The sequence below is a fragment of the Acidipropionibacterium jensenii genome (assembly GCF_005890135.1).
Taxonomy (GTDB): Bacteria; Actinomycetota; Actinomycetes; order Propionibacteriales; family Propionibacteriaceae; genus Acidipropionibacterium; species Acidipropionibacterium jensenii.
The window spans coordinates 1,464,950-1,488,348 of the sequence record NZ_CP040635.1 but is presented as its reverse complement, the minus strand read 5'-3'; the positions used below and the strand labels follow the sequence as shown (position 1 = coordinate 1,488,348).

19 protein-coding genes and 1 tRNA gene are annotated in these 23,399 nt (G+C 70.6%); 3 read left to right on the top strand and 17 right to left on the bottom strand.

Annotated features, from left to right (window positions below; translation table 11 throughout):
* Window positions 1-13: 13 nt before the first annotated feature.
* Window positions 14-1,363 carry a flavin monoamine oxidase family protein gene (locus FEZ32_RS06495; protein WP_138680255.1) on the bottom strand — a complete coding sequence of 450 codons (1,350 nt, stop codon included), beginning with the start codon at window positions 1,361-1,363 and terminating at the stop codon, window positions 14-16.
* A 309-nt stretch (window positions 1,364-1,672) separates the two neighbouring features.
* Here FEZ32_RS06495 and FEZ32_RS06490 point away from each other — a divergent pair, with 309 nt between their 5' ends.
* A complete protein-coding gene (locus FEZ32_RS06490) occupies window positions 1,673-2,185 on the top strand; it encodes a hypothetical protein (RefSeq protein ID WP_138680254.1) in 513 nt (170 codons plus the stop codon).
* 104 nt (window positions 2,186-2,289) lie between these two features.
* Here FEZ32_RS06490 and FEZ32_RS06485 read toward each other — a convergent pair whose 3' ends face one another.
* The 6 genes from FEZ32_RS06485 to FEZ32_RS06460 form a co-directional block, all read right to left on the bottom strand.
* Window positions 2,290-3,333, bottom strand: a complete 1,044-nt coding sequence (locus FEZ32_RS06485; RefSeq protein WP_028702209.1) for an alcohol dehydrogenase catalytic domain-containing protein — start codon at window positions 3,331-3,333, stop codon at window positions 2,290-2,292.
* 162 nt (window positions 3,334-3,495) lie between these two features.
* Entirely contained in the window at window positions 3,496-3,972 is a 477-nt protein-coding gene (locus tag FEZ32_RS06480; RefSeq protein WP_138680253.1) for a DUF1269 domain-containing protein, read from the bottom strand.
* The gene (locus FEZ32_RS06475) at window positions 3,969-4,454 is read right to left on the bottom strand and encodes a DUF1453 family protein (protein WP_097798274.1); all 486 of its coding nucleotides are present in this window, start codon (window positions 4,452-4,454) and stop codon (window positions 3,969-3,971) included. The genes FEZ32_RS06480 and FEZ32_RS06475 overlap by 4 nt, the downstream gene beginning before the upstream one ends.
* A 140-nt stretch (window positions 4,455-4,594) precedes the next feature.
* Window positions 4,595-7,456 (bottom strand): ATP-binding protein, encoded by a 2,862-nt coding sequence (locus FEZ32_RS06470; protein WP_244937966.1) that lies wholly within the window; start codon window positions 7,454-7,456, stop codon window positions 4,595-4,597.
* A gap of 78 nt (window positions 7,457-7,534) precedes the next feature.
* Complete coding sequence (locus FEZ32_RS06465) at window positions 7,535-8,128, bottom strand: GNAT family N-acetyltransferase (RefSeq protein WP_051238060.1); 594 nt, start codon at window positions 8,126-8,128, stop codon at window positions 7,535-7,537.
* Between the two features lie 193 nt (window positions 8,129-8,321).
* Window positions 8,322-10,094, bottom strand: a complete 1,773-nt coding sequence (locus FEZ32_RS06460; protein ID WP_175415748.1) for an HNH endonuclease — start codon at window positions 10,092-10,094, stop codon at window positions 8,322-8,324.
* 15 nt (window positions 10,095-10,109) lie between these two features.
* On the opposite strand from FEZ32_RS06460, the gene FEZ32_RS13530 reads away from it, so the two are divergent.
* Window positions 10,110-10,259 (top strand): hypothetical protein, encoded by a 150-nt coding sequence (locus tag FEZ32_RS13530; protein ID WP_175415747.1) that lies wholly within the window; start codon window positions 10,110-10,112, stop codon window positions 10,257-10,259.
* A 172-nt stretch (window positions 10,260-10,431) separates the two neighbouring features.
* On the opposite strand, the gene FEZ32_RS06455 is transcribed toward FEZ32_RS13530, so the two are convergent.
* A tRNA-Thr gene (locus tag FEZ32_RS06455) sits at window positions 10,432-10,504 on the bottom strand.
* Between the two features lie 164 nt (window positions 10,505-10,668).
* Between FEZ32_RS06455 and FEZ32_RS06450 the strand changes: the two genes are divergently transcribed.
* Window positions 10,669-12,378: a DUF885 domain-containing protein gene (locus FEZ32_RS06450; RefSeq protein WP_097798270.1), complete on the top strand. Its 1,710-nt coding sequence runs from the start codon at window positions 10,669-10,671 to the stop codon at window positions 12,376-12,378.
* A gap of 61 nt (window positions 12,379-12,439) precedes the next feature.
* On the opposite strand, the gene FEZ32_RS06445 is transcribed toward FEZ32_RS06450, so the two are convergent.
* From FEZ32_RS06445 to FEZ32_RS06405, 9 genes are all read right to left on the bottom strand, one after another.
* Window positions 12,440-12,775: a hypothetical protein gene (locus FEZ32_RS06445; protein WP_028702217.1), complete on the bottom strand. Its 336-nt coding sequence runs from the start codon at window positions 12,773-12,775 to the stop codon at window positions 12,440-12,442.
* 201 nt (window positions 12,776-12,976) lie between these two features.
* The gene (locus tag FEZ32_RS06440; RefSeq protein ID WP_244937933.1) at window positions 12,977-14,746 is read right to left on the bottom strand and encodes an alpha/beta hydrolase; all 1,770 of its coding nucleotides are present in this window, start codon (window positions 14,744-14,746) and stop codon (window positions 12,977-12,979) included.
* Window positions 14,743-15,573 carry a PSP1 domain-containing protein gene (locus FEZ32_RS06435; RefSeq protein ID WP_244937932.1) on the bottom strand — a complete coding sequence of 277 codons (831 nt, stop codon included), beginning with the start codon at window positions 15,571-15,573 and terminating at the stop codon, window positions 14,743-14,745. The genes FEZ32_RS06440 and FEZ32_RS06435 overlap by 4 nt, the downstream gene beginning before the upstream one ends.
* Before the next feature lie 31 nt (window positions 15,574-15,604).
* A complete protein-coding gene (locus FEZ32_RS06430) occupies window positions 15,605-16,414 on the bottom strand; it encodes a DoxX family protein (RefSeq protein ID WP_138680250.1) in 810 nt (269 codons plus the stop codon).
* Window positions 16,415-16,631: 217 nt separating this feature from the next.
* Window positions 16,632-17,831: a DNA polymerase III subunit delta' gene (locus FEZ32_RS06425; protein WP_028702221.1), complete on the bottom strand. Its 1,200-nt coding sequence runs from the start codon at window positions 17,829-17,831 to the stop codon at window positions 16,632-16,634.
* On the bottom strand, window positions 17,828-18,523 hold the full coding sequence (gene tmk / locus FEZ32_RS06420) for a dTMP kinase (RefSeq protein ID WP_420809263.1): 696 nt from the start codon (window positions 18,521-18,523) through the stop codon (window positions 17,828-17,830). The genes FEZ32_RS06425 and tmk overlap by 4 nt, the downstream gene beginning before the upstream one ends.
* The gene (locus tag FEZ32_RS06415) at window positions 18,478-19,992 is read right to left on the bottom strand and encodes a hypothetical protein (RefSeq protein ID WP_028702222.1); all 1,515 of its coding nucleotides are present in this window, start codon (window positions 19,990-19,992) and stop codon (window positions 18,478-18,480) included. Before FEZ32_RS06415 ends, tmk begins: the two co-directional genes overlap by 46 nt.
* Before the next feature lie 46 nt (window positions 19,993-20,038).
* Window positions 20,039-22,951, bottom strand: a complete 2,913-nt coding sequence (gene topA / locus FEZ32_RS06410) for a type I DNA topoisomerase (protein WP_138680248.1) — start codon at window positions 22,949-22,951, stop codon at window positions 20,039-20,041.
* Between the two features lie 147 nt (window positions 22,952-23,098).
* The gene (locus tag FEZ32_RS06405) at window positions 23,099-23,392 is read right to left on the bottom strand and encodes a DUF2249 domain-containing protein (RefSeq protein WP_028702224.1); all 294 of its coding nucleotides are present in this window, start codon (window positions 23,390-23,392) and stop codon (window positions 23,099-23,101) included.
* Window positions 23,393-23,399 lie beyond the last annotated feature (7 nt).

The window sequence follows — 23,399 nt, the reverse complement described above, 5'->3', positions numbered from 1 at the left end:
CTGGCCGTCGAGGTCAGTCGAGCAGCTCGTCGACCTCGGCGGCCACCTCGTGGCCGCAGCGCACCGCACCCTCCATGTAGCCGTTGAAGGCGGAGGCGTACTCGGCGCCGGCGAAGAACAGTCGTCCCAGCGGCTGGGCCAGCACCGGCCCGCCGGTGGTCCACAGTCCGGGGGCGAAGTGGGCGCCGTGGCAGCCGCGGGTGAACTTCTCCGAGAGCCAGTCCCGGTCGAGGTACTCGATCGGCTCGGAGGGAGCCTTGCCGAAGGCTCCCTCGACGGCCTCCTCGAAGGCCCGCTGACGCAGTGAGACCGACTTCTTCCCGAAGCCGGAGGCCTCCGACCCCTCGAAGAATCCCATCAGAATGCCTTCTCCGGTGGACTCGTCGGAGGTGTCGAAGACCACCCGGACGGCTCCCTCGTCGGCGCCCATCTGGCCCGACCGGCCGTCGCGGCGCCACCACGGGGAGTCATAGGCGAGGTAGGCCTTGATGACATTGCCCGCCGGCACCTTGCCGGCCAGCTGGATCCGCTCGGCGGGCAGCGGCGGGTCGAAGACGGTGTCCAGCAGCATCCGCGGGGGCAGCGTGCACACCGCGGTGCGGGCCTCGATCTCGGTGCCGTCGTCCAGCACGGCGACCACCCGGTCATCGTCGTGGTGGATGCCCACGACCACGGAGGACAGTCGGACGGCGTCCCCCAGCTCGACGGCGATGTTCTCGGCGACCTGGGCCACACCGCCGCGCACCCGCTGCTGCTTGAGGCCGCCGTTGACGGCCACCAGGGACTCCAGGTCGACCCCCTCGCCGGCCCGGGCGAGGCTGTCGATGAGGGTCGCGGTGGCCGAGTCGACGTCCAGCGCGTTGGTGGCGAGGGCGGTGAAATAGGCGCGACCACCCTCGGTGCGCAGGTTCGCACCGCCCCACTGGGCCAGTGTCTGACCCAGCCAGGCGGCGTTGGCCTGGGTCCACACCGGGTTCTGCGCGACCCGGTCGGCGAGCCTGCGGAAGCGCAGCAGTCCCTGACCGAGATCGGCGAACTCGAAGGGTGTGAGGTGCTGTTCGGCGGCCGCGGACTCGGGGACCTGGGCGACCTGACCGTGCAGCCTGAGCACCAGGTCTCCGCTGCTGGGGCCGATCATCTCCAACCCCTGGCCGTCGATGAGGGCCCTCAGCTGCTCGTGAGCCTGGGAGATCCACTGACCGCCCAGCTCGACGACCTGCCCGTTCGACAGGGTCGCGTTCTCCACCCGGCCGCCGACCCGGTTGCGGGCCTCGAGGACCACGACGTCACGGCCGGCCCTCACGAGCTCGGTCGCGGCCGACAGGCCGGCCAGTCCGGCACCGATGATGATGCTGTCGTACATGGGAACACGTCCTCCTGGTCGTGTGGACCGCTGCGGGTCGCGCACGTCGCCGGCGTTGCCCGCCGGTGCTTGGAAACTGCACCCCGATGCTATCCACTGCGGTCACCGCGCCCCAACCCCCCACTCACTTCCACCGTTCAGCCGTCAGCGCTACCCGCCGGGGACGACGGTCGGCCGGGTGGGACGGAGGGTGTGGGGCGGACGGTGCCGGCGGGTGGGACGGAGTGGGGACGGTGAGCGCCGGGAGGGTGACGCTGGGTGCAGGTGGGACGCCGCGGGGGCCGCTGGCAGCTCTGCGAGAATGACGCCATGACATGGGCCGATCCGGGAGCGTGGTACATCGGTGCCGCATACCTGGTCGCCCTCGTCGCCCTGGGGGTGCTGGTGTGGTCGGCCACCCGGCAGTGGCGCAGCCGCCGGGTGAGCTGGCGGCTGGACGGGCGCAGCTGGCTGGTGGACGGGCGCAGCCGGCCGGTCCCCGATGACTGGGGCCGGACGACGTCCTCCGGAATGGCCCGGCGGGCCGAGCTGAGCCTCACCAACACCGGGACCGGGACGGCCTTCGGTCTGGAGACCATCCGGTGCGCCGGTGACGGGTCGGCCCCGCAGCGGTTCGCCGAGGTGCCGGTGCTGCGCCCCGGGGAGTCGGTGCGGATCGTCATGGATCTCGCCGACGAGAGGGCCTGGCAGCGCTGCTGGATCCGGCCGCGCTGCCGTCCCAGCCACCGCCGGTTCGACTCCTCCCGACGTCGCTTCGCCCGGATCCGGGTGGCCCGGGCCCTGGCGCGGACCTCTCAGAGAGTTCCCGCGGGAACTCTCTGAGACCGACACCGCGGCCCGCCCGGAGGGTGCCCCCGGCCGGGGTCGCGGCTGTCGGGCCTTGTCGGAGCTTGTTGGAGCGTGTCAGGCCTGTCGGCCGTCTCGGGTCAGGGCTTGACGAGGATCCGGATCGGGTTGTTCCGGTGCTCCTCCAGATCCTGGATGCCGCGCTTGATCTCGCTCAGCGGGATCACCTCGGAGATCGACTCCGACAGGTCCAGGCGATGGTAGGACAGCATCTCCGCCAGCACCCCGATGTCCTGGCCCCGGTATCCCAGGTGGCCGTAGACCCTCTTGCGCTGAAGGTTGAAGTTCATGAACGGACCGGCGTCGATGTCCTGGCTGGACAGGCCCAGGGAGACCGCCTTGCCGTCGACGTCCAGGGAGTCGACGGCGGCGCGCAGGGTCGGCTTGATGCCCACCGCGTCGAAGGCGACGTCGATCATCCGGCCGTGGGTGAGGTCCTCGATCTTGCTCATCAGATCGGGATCGTCGCTGTGCAGCACGTGGTCGGCGCCGACCCGCTTGGCACGGGCCAGCACCTCGTCGTTGAGATCGATGGCGATCACCGGGACACCGCCGGCGACCTTCGCCAGCTGAACGAGGTGGGTGCCGACTCCCCCGACCCCCCAGACCGCCACCGCATTGCCCATGTGCACCTGGGCGGTGTGCACCACCGCCGCGTAGGGGGTGGAGACGGCGTCGGCCAGCAGGGCGGCCTGGTCCATCGGCACGTTCTCGGGGATCTTCGTCAGCCCGGTGGCGGCCGCCTCGTGGTACTTCGCCCACGCCCCGTCGTAGGCGAAGGCCATCAGATTGAGGTGGAGGCAGTTGGCGAAGTCTCCGCGACGGCACTTGCGGCAGGTGAAGCAGGGACGCCCGGCCGACGGGATGACGCGGTCCCCCACCTTCCAGCCGGTGACCCCGACGCCGACCTCCACGATGGTTCCGGAGGCCTCATGGCCCTGGGTGACCTCGGGAAGCTGGGCGGGGAAGGTGCCGTTGATGAGGCTCAGATCCGAGTGGCAGATCCCGCAGTAGGCCACCTCGATGAGGACATTGCCCGGCCCCGGGTGGGGAACGGGGACGTCCTCCAGATGGATGCTGTGGTCCTTGGCGTAGAACCTCTCGGCCAGCATGGTCTCAGTCATCACACACTCCTTGTGTCGGCGCCGACACCGATCGACGCCGCGTGGGCCGACCGGTGAACTGCGCCTGTGCAGCTCATGCCGTATTGGTCAGACCAGAACTCACGATAGCGCCTGGCCCCATCGCGTCACATCCTCGGGCCAGGCGTCATCCCCCTCACGCGGTCAGGACCCGAACACCCGGTGGAGGTTCTCCTCGTGCCTGGGGCTCAGCTGCCTCTGGAGGGCCGGCCCGGCGCTGCGTCCTCCCCCGAGTCGGGCGACCAGCTCGGGCGGGACCGGCCGGCCGGTGATCGTCAGCAGCGCCGAGGAGCCCCGCCGAAGGTTCGCCCGGAGCCGTTCGATGAGCTCGGTGTCGACCCCGACCTCGGCCAGGCAGCGCGGCCCGGAGTCCGCACAGCCCAGCAGCGGGGCCGCGAAGGTCAGTCCGTGCAGCAGTCCCCAGAAGGACGACCCGAGCGGCCGACCCTGGACGACGTTGCCCGCCGCGCGCATCTGCGGCGCCTGTGCGGTGCGGGGCCAGAACACCAGGCAGGCGTCCTCGACGCTGAGCCGGCCCAGCTGGGACAGGGCTGCGAGTTCCTGCTCGGCTCGCATCGCCCCGTCCAGCCGGTCGAAGCACCAGGTGCTCAGGGTGGTCATGCCAGGCTCGCGTCCCCGACCACCGGCTCGTCCTCCAGCCTCATGGCCCGACGGTGGATGAGCTCGGCCTGGATCGCCATCATGATCGCGAGCATGATGAGGATCTCGCCGATGCCGCCGGTGTCGCTGGCGTGGGTGAAGTAGGCGATGGTGCCGAGCACGAACTTCGAGGCGATCAGGCCGAGGAAGATGGCCACGGTCAGCGGTGTGCCCTGGCTGTAGACCTTGCCGTCCTCCACCCAGAGCCGGGTGAGACGCCCCCGGATCTGACCGACGATGAGGCTGAGCAGGATGCTGATGACCAGGAAGACGGCGGCCAGCGGGGTGCTGGGCAGGTGCATCCCGCCGATCAGCAGCCCGACCGCCAGGTAGATGAAGGTCAGTTTGAAACGGGTGCGGGCGACCACCTCGTGGCGGCGGGTCTGCTGGTAGATCGCGTAGCTGGTGAGGCCGAGGATGGCGATGAGTTCGTACACGGACATGGGACGACCGATCTGTGAGATTCAGGGCCGGCGGTTCCGCCGACAGATCGATGGTGCGAGACCGTGATCCAAAATCGCTCCAAGCCATGATCCACACCCTTGGAGACGTCACCGCTTGGCGACGCCGCTGCTTGGAGACGTCACCGCTCCAGATCCAGGGCCTCCTCGATCGTCAGGCTCAGGCCGGCCTCCCAGGCCGCCCGGTAGGCCTCCTCGCCCAGCCTCTCGCGCGCCATCGCCAACTGGCCCTCGGTGGCCGGCATGGCGGGCCAGCCGAGTCCGGCCCGGCGGCTCTGCGCCTCGGAGGCGGCGAACAGGGCGACCCCCTCGCGCAACTGCCCGGTGGCCATGATCAACAGCGCACGCCCCTCGATGGGCATCGACTCCGGACGGGCACCGAGCCGGATCTGGACCTCGATCATCCGGTGGTTCCAGATCAGCCCCTCCTCGGGACCGCTGGTCCGCACCGACAGGGCGGCGAGCATGATGCAGCAGATCCAGCAGGTCAGCAGCACCCCGTCGGCCAGCCCGCGGTGGTAGAGCTCGGTGGCCCGCTCCACGCTGATCTGGGGCGGGGTCGACTCGATCTCGGCGAAGCAGGTGACCGCGTCGGCCATCAGCCGGAAGGCCGGGTCGCCGTCGGCGGCCATCTCCTGAAGACGTCGTCCCAGCACCGCCACCATCTGGAAGTTGCGGTGCAGGGCACCGACCAGGGCGGCGGAGGCCAGCAGCTCGACGACGTCGGTGAGACGGTCCGGCGGCACCTCCCGCAGCTCGGCGAGAGCATGATCGAAGAGTGGTCGGGAGCTGTCGAACCGGCCGCGCATCCCCTCGGCCGCCGCCAGGTTGAGTTCGGTCATCGCGGCGTCGGTCGGATCGCTGCCGACAGGTGCGGGAACCGCCAGCTGGAGCCATTTGAGGCCCTCGATCATGCGGCCGCGGTGGTACCAGAAGTTCGACACGCGCGACAGCACGAAGCACCCCAGCGGCCCGGGATCATCCACCAGGGTGGACTCGAGGCTGGCCCGCACGGTGGCGAAGTCGACGTCCAGTTCCCGGTACCAGCCGTGCTCATCGGCCCGGCCGTCCCCGGGTCTGCGGGCCAGCATGCCGCGCAGCCAGTCGTGGCGGCTGTCGATGGTGGCGATCGACTCGTCGGCCTCCCGCAGGGCGAGCGCCGCATGGGCGCGGACGGTGGCGAGCTGGCGGAAGGTGGACTCCTCGCCCGGTTCCTCCGCCCTCAGGGCCAGCAGCAGACTCCTGTTCACCAGGGACTCCAGCAGGTCGGGGACCTGCCCGGGCGACAGCGGCGCGAACCCGGCCACGGTGGCCGCGCAGTCGCGGGTGAAGGCGCCGCGCAGCACCGACAGCCGCCGGTGCACGAGCCTCTCCTCCGGCTCCAGCAGCCGATGGCTCCACTCGATCACCTGGCGCAGGGTGCGTCGGTGGTCTCCTCGGCCGCCGACCCGTCGCAGACCACCCGGGTCGGTGCGCACCTGGTCGGCGATCTCCGACAGCGATGCGGTGCGCACCCGTGCCGCCGCGAGTTCCAGCGCAAGCGGCAGGCCGTCGACGTCGTTGCAGATCTCGGCCGCCAGATCCAGGGAGACGTCGTCGAGGGCCAGGGTGGGATTGGCCTCGCGCACCCTGGCGAGGAACAGTTCCAGCGCGGTGGAGCCGGCCCGGTCGCCGTCGGCGGGGGTGATGAGGGGGTTGAGCGGCCAGGTGATCTCGCCGGGAACCGCCAGCGGCTCGCGGCTGGTGGCCAGCACGTGGGTGTCGGAGTCGTCGTCGAGAACCTCCATGATGAGGTCGTAGAGCATCGGCACGAGGTGTTCGCAGTTGTCGAGCACGAGCAGTATCTGCTGGTCGGCCAGGTGCTGGCGCAGCTGCTCCTCGACCGAGCCGGCCGGGGCCGGGGCCAGGCCGATGACGCTGGCCACCAGTTCGGCGACCAGGCCGGACCGCTCGACCGATCCCAGGTCGACGATGAACACCCCGTCGGGGAAGGTCTCGCCGCCGTGCCGGGCCACCTCGATCGCCAGCCGGGTCTTGCCGCAGCCGGCGGCGCCCACCACCGTCACCAACCCGTGGTCGGCGATCAGGGCGGTGAGGGAGGCCAGTTCGGCCCCTCGTCCGATCAGTGGGGGCAGACGCCGGGGCAGGTTCGTCGCGGGCCGCACCGGATGCGGGGCTGCGGTCGGTGAGGAGGCCGGTTGCGCTGTCGGTTGCGCGGACTGCGGGTGATGCAGATCCTCATCCTGGGCGAGGATCCTGGCGTGCAGGTTCTGCAGCGTCGGGCCCGGGTCCAGACCGAGTTCCTCCAGCATCAGATCCCTGGCGGTGCGGAAGGCCTGCAGCGCCTCGTCGGGACGCCCGGCGCGGTAGAGAGCGGTCATCCGCTGGGCCCAGACGTCCTCGTTGAGCGGGAGGTCGCGGATCAGGGTGCCCGAGTCGACGACTGCCCGATCCACCTCGCCGCAGGCCAGCAGGGCCTGGACCCTGCGGATCTGAACCTGCTCGCGGATCTCCACCAGCCGCGACACCGCGGCGGCGGCCCACAGCGCGTCCGCCGAGGCCCCGAAGGGATCTCCCCGCCACAGCGCCAGCGCCTCCTCGCAGCAGCGCAGGGAGCGGCGCGGATCGGCGTCGACGAGATCGCGGGACTGTCCCGCCAGGTCGAGGAACTCCAGCGAGTCTGCCTGGTCGACGTCGACCGCCAGCCGGTAGCCGCCGGACTCGGTGAGGAGCACTCGTGACGCCTGGCGGTGCGGGCGGTCGGGCTCCAGCACCTGGCGGACCCGCCAGACGTGGCTCTCGAGGGTCGACTGGGAGCCCATTCGTCCGGAGTCGGCCCACACGGCCTCGGCCAGGGCGGCCACCGAGACGCGTTCGTTGGCGTGGCTCAGGAGGACCGCCAGGACGGCCTGCGGTCGGGCGCCGAGCTGCGTCCTCCGGCCATCGATCTCGACCTCCACGGGTCCGAGATCATGGATCCGCATGCTCACAGGCGGAACCTAACATGCAGCAGGCCCACCGGGGCTGGAGTCGTCTGAGGCGGGGGTCGGCCCGGGTCGGGGTCACCGCTGGTCGAGGTCGAGGCTCACCAGGACTCGGGCCTTCGAAGGACGCGAGACGACGGTGAACCCGGCGTCGGTGAACAGCCCGAGACTGCCGTGGTAGAGCTCGTCGGCGCTGATCGAGGAACGCCGGGCGGGGTCGACCGGGTATCCCTCCACCACCCGGCCGCCCTCTTCGCGGACGAACTCGACGGCCCCCTCGATGAGCCGGCGGGCGACGCCCCGACGCCGGTACCCGACCCGCACCACGAAGCAGACCACCGACCAGACGCCGTCGAGTGCCTGGCCGGTGCCCCTCGCGGCCACCACTCTGGGATACGCGGACTTCGGGGCGACCGCGCACCATCCGACAGGTTCGCCGTCCAGATAGGCGAGCAGACCGGGAGGCATGGCGTCCTCGCAGACCTGGCGTCTGAGCGACTCCCGGTTGGCCTGGCGGGTCGAGCCGGTCCACTCGGTGCCGCGCAGCCGGAAGAACTGGCACCAGCAGGACGCCGACCCGCCGCGACGTCCCATCACGGTGGAGACGTCCTCCCAGCGCTGCGGGCCCGCGCGGACCACCTGGATGGGGTCGGTGGGCAGCAGCTGGGACATGGCGACCTCCGTGGCGGAACCGGGATCGCCATCCTCGCAATGGCAAGGGTCATCCGGCCGGGCCCGCGGGCGAACTCCGACTGTTCGGTGCGGACTGTGGCGGTTCGGTGCGTTGAATCGATGCCTGCCCGTCAACACCCGTCAACACCCGTCGACATCTATCGACACCCGTCGGCGCAAAAGGTCGGCGGCGTCAGGCGGCCCGATCGACCTGGCCGTCCTTCTCGAGGGTGAGGTCGAACAGAACTCTGACGCATGCATGCAGATCGAACCCCTCTCCGCCACCCTCCGGGTAGATGAGGTTGGGGTCGATGGGCTCCTCGGCGTCCATGTCCTCGCGAGGTCTCGCCTCCTTGAAGGGCCCGCCCCTTTCCCGACGGTCATTGCCGGCCTGGGATCCGAGAATCTGGATCATGTCGTCGGCGTCAGCCATCACGGGGTACCGCTCGGGTTGGACCAGTCGTCCGTCGGGAAGCCGGAACGCCCACCGCGAGGGTCCGGACCCGGCGGCGGCCTCGATGCTGATCCCGCCCTCGTGGACGAGCATGTGGTGTGCGCGGCAGACCAGGATAAGATTGTCCAGATCGGTGGGTCCACCGGCCGACCAGGCGACCACGTGGTGGGCCTCCAGATGGTGCGTCCTGGTGCAGCCGGGGAAGCCGCAGACGTGGTGGTCGCGGATCCGCAGGGCCCGTCGTTGGGCGCGGGATGCCAGTCGGCGGGTGCGGCCCAGAGCCAGCACGTTGCCGCCTTTGTCGCGTATCACGCCTTGGAGAGACGCGGTGCACGACAGTCGCTGGGCGGTGGCTGCCTCGATGGGCCCCTGCCCGTCCACGGTGCACAACCCTCGGACCGGCAGACCCGTCGTGACTGGACCTGACGTGATCGGACCTGACTCCTCGAGTCCCGGCAGGACCTGCCCGATCGGGGTCTCCTCGGACTCCGCGGGCTCCCCTGAGCTCCCGGGCACCTCGGAGTTCCCTGAGTTCCCGCGGGAGCTCTCACCCTGCTCGGTCCCCTGCCCGGCCTGCGCCTCGGTCTGGCGGGTCGCGGCGGGGGATCCCTCGGGCGTTCCCGCGGGAACGGGTTCGGTCACAGGCCCGGACTCTGTCTGCGTGGCTGCGGCCGGGGTCGCCTCGAGGATGCTCGCGTCGACGTGGACGACGACGAGGGTGTGGTCGTCCTCGGGTGCCCGGCGGTCCTGGTCCAGAAAAGCCGTGGCGACGTCGACCAGCCCCTGGACGCGATCGGGCGGCTCCCATCTCGTGTCCCGACCGGTGTCGGGATCGGTGCCGAGCGCGGACTCATGGTCAGCTCCGGGCAGACCGTCCTGAACGTCAGCCTCACTCTCCTGTCCGCCCTCACCGACCCCCTTGGCGCCGTCGGCCCCCTGCGCATTGTCAGCCACCTGCCCATCGTCGGAACTCTGCATGATCCGGCATGCGGCTTCCACCGCGGCCTCGATGAGGGCGGCCTCCTCGGCGGGCAGGGTGATGGAGATGCGGACCATGCCGTCCACGGAGGGCCGGCTGGAGTAGCGGCGGGTCGGTGCCGCGGCGATCCGCGATCCGGCGGCCAACCGGTATCCCGCCACGGTGCGGGCCAGTTGGGAGGCAGTCATCTTCAGTGCGAGATCGGTCATCCTCTCCTCGTCGAGCACCCCGACCAGCCGGGTGAGTTCACGGACCTTGGAGTAGGAGAACCGTCCGGCGGCGAACAACTCCTTGGTCCGGGGCATCTGGCGCAGCGCCCGGGCCACCCTGACGTGCTCCCGAGCGGCAAGCTCGCCCAGACCGCAGGCCCACCCCAGGAAGTGGGCGGTCGATCTCACGCCGTCGAAGGCGGCGAACCCGTCCCCGGCGTCGAACTGGTCGACCAGGTCGCAGAAGTCATGATCGATGCGAGCCCGGCGCACCGCCACCTGCTGCAGCCGGACGCCCAGCTCCTCGGCCTCGGCGGGGCTCAACTGAACCGGACTCGTGTGCCCGGGACTCAGCTCCACAGAACTCGGCTCCACAGCACTTGGTGCAGCCGGAGGATCGCCGTCCCCCTCGGCACCGACTGGGACGCCGACACCACCGCCCGGCGCCACGCCGACGACGTCATCAACTGGATCCGCATCAAGGCCTGAACGGAGGCCGACACCCTCAGTGAGAAGTTCCATTTCCCAAGTCAAGCAGGAGGGTCTGACAGTTCTGAGCACCTGAACTCGCAGCACGCCAGGCCAGGCCCGACAGGGACACAGCAGGGCCGGAATATGGCAAAACGCCTAGCCAAGAACTTCTGACCAGGTGTTTCATCGGAGCCGTCGACGGGAATCGAACCCGTGACCTACGCTTTACGAGAGCGTCGCTCTACCGACTGAGCTACGACGGCCTGCCCGCCGCTCGGCTCTGGGAGCGCTCGGCGGACCGCTGCGACTATACCGGTCGCCGAGGCGCCTGCGGAAATCCTGTCACCCGGCCTGTCACCCGCCCCGTTTCCCGGCCTGACACCCGCTCTGTCGAGAACTGTCGGAGGGTCACGATAACGTCACTGTCGTGACCACTACTCCTGACTCTTCAGCCCCGGCCGACAACGCCGTCCACCCCCACACCGAGGTGGACCAGGTCGCCGAGCGGTACTACTCCGCGGTCGTGGAGGCGAGCCCGCTGTTCGCCACCGAACTCGGTCTGGACGTCCGCCAGGACGAGTACGACGACCTCTCCCCCGCCGGTCTGGAGGCCCGCTACCGGCTCACCATGAACACCTTGGACGAGTTGGACCAGGCGATGCCCGGCGACGACGTCGACAAGGTCACGGTCGCGGCGATGCGCAACCGGCTCGGGTTGCAGGCCGAGGTGCACGACAACGGCTTCGACCTGCTGTCGGTCAACGGCATCGAGACAGACCTGCACTCGATCCGCGCCGTCTACGACGCGATGCCGACCGACACCCTCGAGCAGTGGGAGACGATCGCCCGGCGTCTGAGCGCCGTGCCGGCCGCGATCGACGGCTGGATGGCCTCCCAGCGCGCCACCGTGGAGGCCGGCGTGCTGCCGGCCCGTCGGCAGGTCCTGCTGCTGGCCGACCAGGTCACCGGATGGACCGCCTCGGGCGGCTTCCTGGACCAGTACCTCGCCGGCGCCACCACCTCCTCCGGTCCTCTTCCGGAGGGGCTGCGCACCCGGCTGGCGGAGTCCCTGGAGGTCGCGCGGGGCGGCTTCGAGCGGGCCGTCGCGGAACTGAGCGGGCCCCTCCTCGCGGCCTCCACCGACGAGGACGCCGTCGGCGTCCAGCGTTACCGGCTGGCCTCCCGGGAGTTCCTCGGCTCGACCATCGATCTGGTCGAGACCTACCGCTGGGGCCAGGAGGAACTGGCCCGCATCGAGGAGCTGCAGCGCCAGACGGCGTCGCGGATCCGCCCGGGTGCCAGCGTCAGCGAGGCGATCGCGATCCTCGACGCCGACCCGAAGTACCAGATCCAGGGCACCACCGCCCTGCGCGAGTGGATGCAGGCGCGCGCCGATGAGGCGATCGAGGCGCTGGACGGCAGCCACTTCGACATCCCGGCCCCCGCTCGGCGGATCGAGGGGATGATCGCCCCCACCCACGACGGCGGGGTCTACTACACCTCCCCCTCCGAGGACTTCTCCCGTCCCGGCCGGATGTGGTGGGCGGTGCCCGAGGGGGTCGACTCGTTCACCACCTGGCGCGAGCTCACCACCGTCTACCACGAGGGGGTGCCCGGCCATCACCTTCAGATCTCCTCGGCGATCGCCCAGCACGACCGGCTCAACTCGTGGCGGCGCAATGACTGCTGGGTCTCGGGCCACGGCGAGGGGTGGGCGCTCTACGCGGAGTGGCTGATGGCCGACCTCGGGTTCATGGACGACCCGGGGCATTTCATGGGGCTGCTCGACGGGCAGTCGATGCGGGCCGCCCGGGTGGTCCTGGACATCGGCCTGCACTGCGGGTTCGACGCCCCCGCGGAGGTCGGCGGCGGAATTTGGAACTGGGACAAGGCCTGGGAGTTCTTCAACCGGCACGTCTCGATGGACGAGGGTTCGGCCCGTTTCGAGGTGAATCGTTACTTCGGCTGGCCCGGGCAGGCTCCGGCCTACAAGCTCGGCGAGCGCACCTGGCTGCAGCTGCGGGACGCCGCCCGCGCGGCCGATCCTCAGGGCTTCGACCTCAAGGACTTCCACACCCGGGCGCTGGCCCTGGGCGGGCTGCCCCTCGACGTGCTCCGGTCGGCGATGCTGCACTGACCGGCGCGACCAGACTGCTCGACCAGACCGGGCGACCCGACTGTGTGACAGCCGTGCCGGTTCACCTCTCTGGTTGCGGCGTCCTCAGGCACAGCGCACCGATGTAGCCGGTGTCGTGGCTCATCTCCTGACGGACGCTGACCTTCTCCTCGCCGTGCTGGCAGTCCCCGCTGGGCCGCACCACGCTGGACACCAGCCGGGCGCCGGTGCGCTGACACGAGACCACCGGGACATTGCCGTTGTCGACCCGCGTCCCCACCATGACGCACTGGCCGTCGCGGCGCTCCAGGCCGGACCAGACATGGTTGCGCCAGGCGAGCTCCAGGACGAGGATCACCGCGACCAGGGCCAGCACCGCGGCGAGCCGAAGGCATCTGCCTCCCACGGTCCCCGGCATCGCGGTCCCTTCTGCACGACCTCGCCCGCTGTGGCTGGAGTCGTCCCTGGTCGCCGGACCGGGGAGACCCGCCTCGGGCCTGAACATCGACCACGGTAGCGACGAACCCCAAAACCGGACTCCCGGCCGCCCGGAAGGCGTTCAGGACGCCGCGCCGGCACCGCTCAACAAGTCCGGCACCGCTCAACAGGCGGGCCCCGTTCAGCAGGTGAGTCCGTTGCGCGGCACCACGCCGCCGTTGAGATACCCCGTGACGGAGTTGCGCAGGCAGCTGTTGCCCAGCGACCAGGCCGAGTGCCCCGCCCCGCGCCAGGACACCAGGACCGCCGAGGACATCTGCTGGGCCATCCACTGGGCCTGCTGGTAGGGGGTTGCCGGATCCCCGGTGACCCCGAGGACCACGATCGGTGCGGCTCCCCTCGCGGAGATCCTCAACTGGGTAGCGGGTTTCGCGGTCCAGTAGGTGCAGACCAGGCCGACGCCGAAGGGTCGGCCCAGCAGAGGCGCCCGCTTCTGGTCGATCTCCCACTGGGCCCGGGCTCCGGCCAGGCCGGGATCGGCCGAGTCCTTGCACAGGATCGCCGGGAACGCGTAGGCCGAGTTGTCCCACTTGCCGGTCTCGACGTCTCGCCCGTTGAGCGAATCGGCGGCGGCCAGCAGGTATTTCCCCTGGCCCCGTTCCATCGCCCAGCCGAGGGCGCCGGCGAGGTACTTGTAGGAGTCGGCTCCCGAGTAGAGGTAGAAGGCGATCCCGGTGGCCGCCTGGTTCTGGGTGAGGGATCTGGACCCGACCGTCAGCGGCCGGGAGTCCAGCCCGGCCAGGAAGTTCTGGGTGCGCCTGACGACCTCATCGGCGGATCCTCCCAGGCCGCACTCCTTGTCGTTGCGGGCGCACCAGCCGGCGAATGCGTGGAAGGCCTTGTCGAATCCCATCACCTGGCTCACCGAGTCGTTGCTGGTGATGTTCACCGCCGAGTCGAGCACCATCCGTCCCACCCGTCGCGGGTACATCTCGGCGTAGGTGGCGCCGATGAAGGTGCCGTAGGAGATGCCCAGGTAGTTGAGCTTCGGGTCCCCGACCCGGGTGCGCAGGTAGTCCAGGTCGCGGGCCGTGTCGATCGTCGAGATGTGGTCCAGCAGCGCGCCGGAGGCGCGCCGGCACTGCTGGGCGAAGGCCTCGTTGCCGGCGATCACCGCGGACCACTGGGCCGAGGAGTCCGGTGAGGAGTCCAGGTCGAAGAAGGCGTCGGTCTGGGCGGCGGTGCCGCAGGCCACCGGGGTGGACTGTCCCGATCCGCGCGGATCCCAGGCGATGACGTCGTAGCCGGGGAAGGAGCCGGTCTCGAAGGAGGTGAGCATGTCCTGCCCGGAGACGCCGGGGCCGCCGGGGTTGATGAACATCGTGCCCTTGGCCGGCCGGTTCCCGGAGCGCTCGGTGGCCTGCTTGCGCTTCATCGTCAGGGTGATCGCCTGGCCGTCGGGGGAGTCCCAGTCCAGTGGCACCAGGACGGTGCCGCACTGGAAGGAGCCGCACGCGGTCCAGCTGATCTGCTGGTCGAGGTAGCGGCTCATCCCCGCACCCGCCGGGGCCGAGGAGAACCCCTTCGGCGTGGCGGAACCACTGCCCGACTGGCGGTCCGGGGAGGTGTAGCCGGTGAAGACGTCATGAGCGGCGGGATTGAAGGAGGCCACCGGCGGGTCGGCCACCGCACTGGCCGTCGCGCGCTTCCAGGACAGCTTGGGCAGGGAGTCCTCAGTGCCGGCAGAACCCGATCCGGAGCCCGACCCCGCAGCACCAGACCCGGAGGCAGACTGCGTCGGCTGCGAGGCGAGTCCGGAGGATGACCCCTCCCCGACCTGGCATCCCGACAGCAGGACGACGGCGGCGGTGAGACCGGCGCACAGCCCGGCCACTCGACGTCTCACACCTGGACGCCTCACACCTGGACGACTCATGATCTGTCCGGTCATGACCGATCCTCCCGGCTGCGCCGGCGCGCCGCGGTGGTGCACACCGAGGCCAGCGGGCAGCTCACCGTCCGGCCCTCCACCGCGACGTGGACGGACTGGGAGGGGGCGTCGTGACCGACCACCCGGCCGGTTCCCGACGGGGTCTCGACGGTCTGGCCCACAGCAGGGGCGGCGGCGTTGAAGTCGGTGTAGTAGGGGTGCTCGTAGCGCAGGCAGCACATCAGCTTGCCGCAGGCCCCGGTCACCGCCAGCGGGTTCGAGGAGAACCCCTGCTCGGCCGCCAGTCTCATCCCGATCGCCTCGGGTTCGTCCAGGAAGGTGGTGCAGCACAGGTCGCGCCCGCAGACCCCCACCCCTCCGGTGATCCGGGCCGGGTTGCGGCCGGTGACCTGACGCATGTCGACCCGGCACCGCAACCGGCCGGCGAGGTCGGGGACCAGGGCGCGGAAATCCACCCGGTGGGCACTGCGGTAGTAGATCGCCACCACCCGGGAGCCGGGTTCCGGCTCGACGATGTCGACGGCCAGCAGGTCCATCTCCAAGTGGTGCTCGGCCACCACCTCGCGCACCACCTCGAGGTCCTGCTCGCGCTGGACCCGGTTCTCCGCGGCCCGGCGCACCTGCTTGTGGTCGGCCAGCCCGGCGCACCGGGGAGCGACCGGGTCGACGTCGCGGACCTCCTCCGGTCCCCACACGCAGCGCGCCACCTCGTCGCCGTCGGGGGTCGGGTAGAGCACCCAGTCGCCGACCGTGACCTTGAGGGTTCCGACGTCGAGGTAGTGCAGCCTGCCGTTCTCCTGGAAGGCGACAGCGATGACCTGGGACATGGGGCGAGCCTAGAGCATCACCCCATGTGGTTCAGCGATTGGCCTTCTTGAGGGCGCGACGCCGACGCGGGCCGGCGTCGATCCCGAATCCACCGCTGCCGACGCAGAACAGCAGGAAGCCGCAGGCGGCCAACAGCAGGGCGGGCTCGCCGTCGATCCCGGAGGTGGCGAAGATGTTGAGGCCGTCCCAGTGGACGAAGACCAGGGCGAGCACCCCGATGGTCATCGCGCCCAGACCCGCGATCCGGGTCCACAGGCCCAGCAGGATCGCCAGCGCGGCCAGGCACTCGCCGATGCCCAGCACCCAGACCAGCTGGGTGGTGTACGGGAATCCGATCCGCTCGATCATCGCGTAGGTCTCGGGACGCTGGGTGAGGTGCTGGAAGCCGTGCACACCCAGGACCCCCGCGACCACCACGCGGAAGACGAACAGACCCAGGGAGGCGAAGGCGCGATCGGTGACCGGCCTGGGCACGTCGACGGGGGCCGGCTCCGGCTCGGCGGGGGGCGGGGTCACGGTGCCCAGGGCACGCTCCCGGGCGGCCCGCTCGAGGGCGGCGCGCTCCCGGGCCCTGCGCTCGGCGTCCTGACGGCGTCGCTCCTCGGCCTCACGGCGTTCCAGGTCCTCATCGGCGGCCAGCGGCTGATCGGAGATCACCCTGGTGCGCTCGGCGGAATCGTCGCCGGAATCCTCGGCGGAGTCGGGGACGACGGGACCCTTCTGCCCGGTGCCGAGCACCTGCGTCTCGGTCACGTCCTCCGACGAGATGACGCGCGTGGTCTCGTTGTCAGCGTCGTCGGGGACGCTGCTCCCGGTCGTCCTCTTGACAGCCTTGCTCACGTCAGCTCCTCATGGCTCGAATCGGCCGTGTCCTGGTGATACGGCACGGCACGGTCTCACTGTCTCATTGTCACCGGCCACGGTAGTGGACCAACACGCCCGCCCGCTCCCTCGCCCGGCGTCAGCCCTCCAGTGCAGCACGGCGTCAGCCCTCCGGTGCAGCACGGCGTCAGCCCTCCGGTGCAGCACAGCGTCGGCCCTCGAGTTCAGCACGGCGTCAGCCGGCGGGGGCGACCATGCTGGTGAGCAGGGCCTCCATCGCCAGCAGCGGGGCGACATTGGTCTCCAGAGCGGTCCGCGCCTCCAGGATCGCGTCGATCCGTCGGATCGTGTCATCGGGGGTCGACGAGCTCGCCACCTGGTGGAGCTGCCCGGTGATCGCCGAGTTGACCAGTCTGGTGCCGGTCAGCCGGTCCTCCTCGCCGCGGCGCACCGCCCCGGTCTGCAGGGCCAGGACGTCGCGGTGGAAGGTGGTGAGTTCGGTGAGCACCCGGTCCAGGGCGTCGCGCTGCATCCTCTTGACGCGCAGCTTCTGCTCGTCCTCCAGATCCTTGAGGGCCGCCGCGGCATGCCTGGGCCGGGCCCCGTGAGTGCCGAAGCCCAGCGCCCTCTCCAGCTCGGTGCGCTCCCGGGTGTCCTGCTCGGCGGTCGCGGCAGCCGCCTCCTCGCCGGCCTGGGTGACGAGCTCCTGGGCGGCCCGAAGGCAGTCGCCCAGACCGCGCAACCGGGTGGGCAGGGCCAGAATCTCGTCGCGACGTCGGCGGGCATTCTCGTCGAGGCCCAGACGCCGCGCCCTCCCGATGTGGCCCTGGGCGGCCCGGGCCACGGTGGCGGCCAGCTCCGGGGGCACCTTGTCGCGGGAGACCAGCAGCTGGGCGACGGCCTCGTCTCGGGGGGTCGCCAGGTGGAGCTGCCGGCAGCGCGAACGGATCGTGATGATGACGTCGTCGGGGGTCGGGGCGCACAGCATCCAGACGGTCAGCGGCGCCGGCTCCTCGATGGCCTTGAGCAGGGCGTCGGCGCCCCTCTCGGTGATCCGGTCGGCGTCCTCGACGACCACCACCTGGTAGCGGCCGGTCGAGGGGCTCATGGCCGCCCGGCGGACCAGGTCGCGCACCTCGTCGACCCCGATCGACAGGGTCTCGGTGCGCACCAGGGAGACATCGGGATGGGCTCCCGACAGCGCGGTGCGGCAGGCATTGCAGTGCCCGCAGCCGTTCTCGGGGCACTCCAGGGCGGCGGCGAAGGCGCGGGCGGCGTTCGACCGTCCCGAACCGGGAGGGCCGGTGAGCAGCCAGGCGTGACTCATCGCGTGTCCGCCCTGCTCGACGGCGCGGCGCAAGGTTGCCACCGCCGACTCCTGGCCGACCAGGTCGGACCACACCCCGGTCATCGCCTCCCCACTCGTCGTGCTCATGGGGCCACGATGCCATCGAGGTCCGACAGTTCCTCCGAGCTGCCCAGCAGCGGTGCGAGCCGGTGCCGGATCGCCGCGGCGATCGACTCGCGGGAGTCGCGGGCCGCCAGCACCAGGTAGTGCTCGGGATCGGTGCCGGCGAGCCTCAGGAACTCGGCGCGGACGCGTCGGTGGAAGTCGAGGCTCTCGGCCTCCAGCCGGTCCTTGTCGACGATCTTGGCGGTCGTCTCGGCGGGGTCGGCGTCCAGCAGGATGGTGAGATCGGGGCGCAGCCCGTCGGTCGCCCAGCGGGCCAGCGAGGCGATCTCACCAGCCTCCAGCACCCTTCCGGCGCCCTGGTAGGCCAGCGTGGAGTCGACATACCGGTCGCAGATCACCATCTGGCCGCGGGACAGCGCCGGGCGCACCACCTCGTCCAGGTGCTGGGCCCGGTCGGCGTTGTAGAGCAGCGCCTCGGCCTTGGGACTGATCGCCCCGGAGGCCGGGTCGAGGAGCAGGCTGCGGATCCTGGCGCCGACCGCGGTGTCCCCCGGCTCGCGGGTGAGCAGATGGCTGACGCCGGCGCGGTCCAGCCAGCGGTCCAGACAGCGGGCCTGGGTGGTCTTGCCCACCGAGTCGCCGCCCTCCAGGACCACGAAGAGGCCGGTCACGGGGTGACCGCCTTGAGGAGCTTGGCGCGACGATGGGGCCAGTCGATGACGAACTGGCGCCGGGCCCTGGCGGTACTCACCAGCCGGCGCTCCAGTCGGCGTCCCTCCTCGAAGGCCTGACCCGGGGTGAGCAGGGCGACCTCCTCGGGGGTGGGCCCCTCGTTGACCGACCCGGTTCCGGCCAGCACCCGGTGGAGCCTGCCGAGCCGGTGGGCGACCTTCGCGGCCCGCTTCGACTCCTTGAGGGTCGAGGCCAGCGCGGTGGTCACATCGGTGCAGCGGCGGGCGCGAGCCCAGCCGTGGTCGGAGTCGGCCTCCAACCGGTCGCACAGCCGCACCACCTGGGAGACGCCGCGCCGGACCATCGCGGTGAGCACCGGGCGGGCCGGGGTGGTGCCGTCGCAGGTGAGCTTCGGGGCGCGCACCGCCACCACCATCATGGTGAGCAGGGAGTAGTAGCTCTCGGGCATCCGGTGCACCGTGATCCGGTCGGTGTCGAGCTCGCGGACCTTGTCCAGCAGCAGGGTCGCCTCCTGCACCCAGCGCGGTTCCAGCAGCTCCGACAGGCCGTCGATCACGGTGCCGAGGGCGCCCAGCGCCTCCAGCAGGGAGTCGATCCTGCCGTGCCGGTCGTCGTGGATGCCCATCGTGGTGACCGTCACCGGGTCGGCCCCCAGGTCCAGCAGCTCGTCGGGGACCGGCCGGTCGGGCAGGACGCCGGGCTCCCGGGAGTGGGCGATGAGGTGGGCCGCGGTTCCCGAGTGCAACCCCATTCCGGTGCTGCGGGCCGTCAGGTCGGCCTCGATCACGGCCCGCAGGCAGTGCGCGAAGCGGTTGATGACGAACCCCTCGAGGGTGCCCGCCACATTCGGCGGCACCGCCCGCGGGAAGTCGGGAAGGGCTCCGATCCGCGGGCCGAGCCGCTCGAGGGTGGAGGGCAGCACGGTCACCTGGGTGCCCCCCAGGGCGATCACCCGGCTGGCCACCCAGTCGCGCAGCCGCGGGCTCATGTCGGCGGTCGGGGTGAGGGTGATCTCACGGGCCCGGCTGACGGTGACGCCCGAGCGGGTCACGGTGATCCGGTCGTCGCGGATCTCGGCCAGCGCGGCGCCTCCGGGGCCCACCAGGCTCATCTCCCGGCGATCGCAGCGCAGCGCCGCCGAGGGGGACAGCGGGGCGCCGCGAAGGAAGGGTTTGATGAGACATCGGAAGTCCAGCGGCAGTTCGCCGGCTCCGTCCAGGGTCACCGAGCAGTCCTGCGGGAGCCAGGGCCCCCAACCCGGGGAGTCCATGTACCACTCGCCGAGGGAGTCGACGACCCGGTGGGCGAGCACCACCCCGGAGCGCAGCAGTCGGTGATCGGTGGAGTCCAGCAGGGTGACGTCGCTGCGCAGGGACTTCGCGGGATTGCCGGAGGTCAGCTTCGCCACCCCCAGGTCCGGGTTGACGAGCAACGGGGGATCGGCCGCCCATGCCATCTCGAACAGCATGGGATCTCGCAGCGACGCCATCACTCCACCTCCTGGACGGTTGTGCCGAGCACTCTATGCGGTGGCGTCAGGCAGAGGCACCGGAGGCAGACGCCGGCTTGCCCGTCGCCTTCTTCGGGGCCGCCTTCTTGGGAGCCGCCTTCTTCGGGGCTGCCTTCTTGGCGGACGACGTCGCCGTGGAGGACGTGGCCGTCGACTTGGCGGCCGTCTTCCTGGTGGTGGACTTCTTGGCGGTGGTCTTCCTGGTGGTCTTGCGAGTGGTGCGCCGACGGGTGCTCGGCCCCTTCGCCCTCTTCTCGGCGAGCAGCTCCTGGGCCCGCTCGGCGGTGATCTCCTCGACCGAGTCGTCCTTGCGCAGGGTGGCGTTGGTCTCGCCGTCGGTGACATAGGGGCCGAACCGGCCGTCCTTGACGACGATCGGCTTGCCGGAGGTCGGGTCCTCCCCCAGCTCCTTGAGGGGCGGCTTGGCCGCGGCCCGTCCGCGCTGCTTGGGCTGGGAGTAGATCTGCTCGGCCTGCTCGAGGGTGATCGAGAAGATCTGGTCCTCGCTGGTGAGGGACCGCGAGTCGGTGCCCTTCTTGAGGTAGGGGCCGTAGCGACCGTTCTGAGCGGTGATCTCGGTGCCCTCGGCGTCGGCACCGACCACCCTGGGCAGGGACAGCAGCTTGAGCGCGTCCTCCAGGGTGACCGTCGACAGGTCCATCGACCGGAACAGCGAGGCGGTGCGCGGCTTGACCTTCTTCGCCTTCGACCTGCCCTTCCCCTTGCCGGAGACGGTGGCGGGGGCGTCGGTGGCGGGCTCCTCCAGCACCTCGGTGACGTAGGGGCCGAAGCGGCCGTTGCGGGTCACGATCATGGTGTGGGTGTGGGGGTCCAGGCCGAGCTCGCGCTCCTCGCCGTTCGGGGAGGCCAGCAGCTCGCGGGCCTTGGCCACGGTGAGCTCGTCGGGGGGCAGCTCGTCGTCGACATTGGCGCGGGTGCCCTCGGCGTCCTCCACATAGGTGCCGTACCGTCCGACCCGCACGACGATGCCGGAGTCCTCGGCGCCGACCGGGAAGGTGGACATCGCGCGGGCGTCGATGTCGCCGAGCTCGCTGACCAGTCGGTGCAGCCCCTCGTGGCCGTCGGCCGGCGCCGAGGAACCGGAGTCACCGGAGGCGCCGGCCTCAGCAGAACTGTCAGAACCGGCGGGACCGTCGCCGTAGTAGAAGTTCGACAGCACCTCGACCCGCTTGGCATTGCCCTGGGCGATCTGGTCGAGGGTCTCCTCCATGTCGGCGGTGAACTGGTAGTCCACCAGGTTGGAGAAGTGACCCTCCAGCAGCCGGGTGACGGCGAAGGCCAGCCAGGTCGGGACCAGCGCCTGACCCTTCTTGAACACGTAGTCGCGGCTGGTGATGGTGCGGATGATCGAGGCGTAGGTGGAGGGTCGGCCGATCTCCAGCTCCTCGAGCTTGGCCACCAGGCTGGGCTCGGTGTAGCGGGCCGGGGGCCGGGTGTCGTGACCGGAGGCGAGCACCTCGGAGCAGTCCAGGGCCTGGTCGCGGTGCAGCTGGGGAAGCCGGGACTGGGCGTCGTCGGAGGACCCCTCGTCGACCGACTCGACATAGGCGCGCAGGAATCCGTGGAAGGTGATCGTGCGCCCCGAGGCGGTGAATCCCGCCCGGGTGACGTCGCCGCCGGGGATCGCCACCGGGGCGGCCGGCACGGCGTCGATGCCGACACTGAGGGTCTCCCCCTTGGCGTCGGCCATCTGGGAGGCGATGGTGCGCATCCAGACCAGCTCGTAGAGCCGGAACCGGTCGCCGGTCAGTCCGGTCTGGGCCGGCACCCGGAAGTGGTCCCCGGCCGGCCGGATCGCCTCGTGGGCCTCCTGGGCGTTCTTGACCTTGGAGGCGTAGACGCGCGGCTTGTCGGGGACGTGGTCGCGGCCGTAGAGCTCGATGGCCTGGCTGCGGGCGGCCCCGATGGCCTCCTGGGACAGCGCCACCGAGTCGGTACGCATGTAGGTGATGTAGCCGCCCTCGTAGAGCTCCTGGGCCACCGACATGGTCCGTTGGGAGGTGAAGCCGAGCTTGCGGCCGGCCTCCTGCTGGAGGGTGGTGGTGCGGAAGGGGGCGTAGGGACGCCGGGTGTAGGGCTTGGCCTCCACCCGGGTGACAGTGAACGGGGAGCTCTCCAGGGCCGTTGCCAGGGCGGCGGCCGAGGGCTCGTCGAGACGCCGGACCTCGCCGCGGCCCTTGCCGACCAGCCGGCCGTCGGCGTCGAAGTCGCGGCCCTGGGCGATCCGGACCCCGTCCAGGGTGGCCAGCCGGGCGCTGAACTCCTCCCGGGAGTCGGTGACCAGGGTGGCGTCCAGATCCCAGTAGTTGGCGCTGGTGAAGGCGATCCGCTCGCGCTCGCGGTCGACCACCAGGCGGGTCGCCACCGACTGCACGCGGCCTGCCGACAGCCTCGGCATGACCTTCTTCCACAGCACCGGGGAGACCTCGTAGCCGTAGAGCCGGTCGAGGATCCGGCGGGTCTCCTGGGCGTCGACCAGGTCGGTGTCGAGTTCGCGGGTGTGGGCCACCGCGTCGGTGATGGCCTTCTCGGTGATCTCGTTGAAGACCATCCGCTTGACCGGGACCTTCGGCTTGAGGACGTCCAGCAGGTGCCAGGCGATGGCCTCCCCCTCGCGGTCGCCATCGGTGGCGAGCAGGAGTTCGTCGGAGTCCTTCAGCAGGCTCTTGAGCTCGCTGATCGTGGAGCGCTTGTCCGGGGAGACGACGTAGATCGGCTTGAAGTCGTGCTCGACGTCGACGCCGGTGCGGGCCCACGGCTGCCCCTTGTACTTGGCGGGCACCTGGGAGGCGCTGGTCGGCAGGTCGCGGACGTGGCCCTGACTGGCCCGCACCACATACTTCGGGCCCAGATAACCGGCGATCATCGTCGCCTTGTGCGGCGACTCGACGATCACAAGGGTCTTCGTGGGTGCCATCTCAACCTTCCGTAGGACGTCGCGCGTCCCGTCTCATGCTCTCCCCGGCGCTCCGGGGTGACGTTCGACATGTATACAACGCATTTGCGCGCTCACGGTAACAGTGTCATGTCGGACGCCACCCCGCAGTCGGGGGGCGGAAGGGGCTCAGGCGAGCCGTGCCAGCTTCACCTTCCAGGCGTCCGGGCCCTCCTGGAGGTAGGAGACCGCCAGGCTGTCGCCGTTGATCTGCTGGAGCTGGTTGAGCAGCGGCAGCGGGTTGTGCGGGGCGACGATCACCATGGCCGATCCGGGGGCGACCTGGGAGAAGGCGCCGATCACCGATCCGTGCCGGATGGCGTGCGGAATGGTCCGCACGTCGAGCTCGGGCAGGCCGTCGTCCTGCTCGCCGCAGGAGCAGTGGTGGGTCTCGGTGATCGGAATATCGGTGTGGTCGGTCATGGCTCAT

Excerpts from the sequence above, each read along its gene's own strand:
- FEZ32_RS06475 (WP_097798274.1), bottom strand. The coding sequence starts at position 4,454 with ATGTCCGTGTACGAACTCATCGCCATCCTCGGCCTCACCAGCTACGCG.
- FEZ32_RS06480 (WP_138680253.1), bottom strand. The coding sequence starts at position 3,972 with ATGACCACCCTGAGCACCTGGTGCTTCGACCGGCTGGACGGGGCGATG.
- FEZ32_RS06405 (WP_028702224.1), bottom strand. The coding sequence starts at position 23,392 with ATGACCGACCACACCGATATTCCGATCACCGAGACCCACCACTGCTCC.
- FEZ32_RS06425 (WP_028702221.1), bottom strand. The coding sequence starts at position 17,831 with ATGAGCACGACGAGTGGGGAGGCGATGACCGGGGTGTGGTCCGACCTG.
- FEZ32_RS06435 (WP_244937932.1), bottom strand. The coding sequence starts at position 15,573 with ATGTCCCAGGTCATCGCTGTCGCCTTCCAGGAGAACGGCAGGCTGCAC.
- FEZ32_RS06445 (WP_028702217.1), bottom strand. The coding sequence starts at position 12,775 with ATGCCGGGGACCGTGGGAGGCAGATGCCTTCGGCTCGCCGCGGTGCTG.
- topA (WP_138680248.1), bottom strand. The coding sequence starts at position 22,951 with ATGGCACCCACGAAGACCCTTGTGATCGTCGAGTCGCCGCACAAGGCG.
- FEZ32_RS06485 (WP_028702209.1), bottom strand. The coding sequence starts at position 3,333 with ATGACTGAGACCATGCTGGCCGAGAGGTTCTACGCCAAGGACCACAGC.
- FEZ32_RS06465 (WP_051238060.1), bottom strand. The coding sequence starts at position 8,128 with ATGTCCCAGCTGCTGCCCACCGACCCCATCCAGGTGGTCCGCGCGGGC.
- FEZ32_RS06490 (WP_138680254.1), top strand. The coding sequence starts at position 1,673 with ATGACATGGGCCGATCCGGGAGCGTGGTACATCGGTGCCGCATACCTG.
- FEZ32_RS06470 (WP_244937966.1), bottom strand. The coding sequence starts at position 7,456 with ATGCGGATCCATGATCTCGGACCCGTGGAGGTCGAGATCGATGGCCGG.
- FEZ32_RS06415 (WP_028702222.1), bottom strand. The coding sequence starts at position 19,992 with ATGGCGTCGCTGCGAGATCCCATGCTGTTCGAGATGGCATGGGCGGCC.
- FEZ32_RS06495 (WP_138680255.1), bottom strand. The coding sequence starts at position 1,363 with ATGTACGACAGCATCATCATCGGTGCCGGACTGGCCGGCCTGTCGGCC.
- FEZ32_RS06440 (WP_244937933.1), bottom strand. The coding sequence starts at position 14,746 with ATGACCGGACAGATCATGAGTCGTCCAGGTGTGAGGCGTCCAGGTGTG.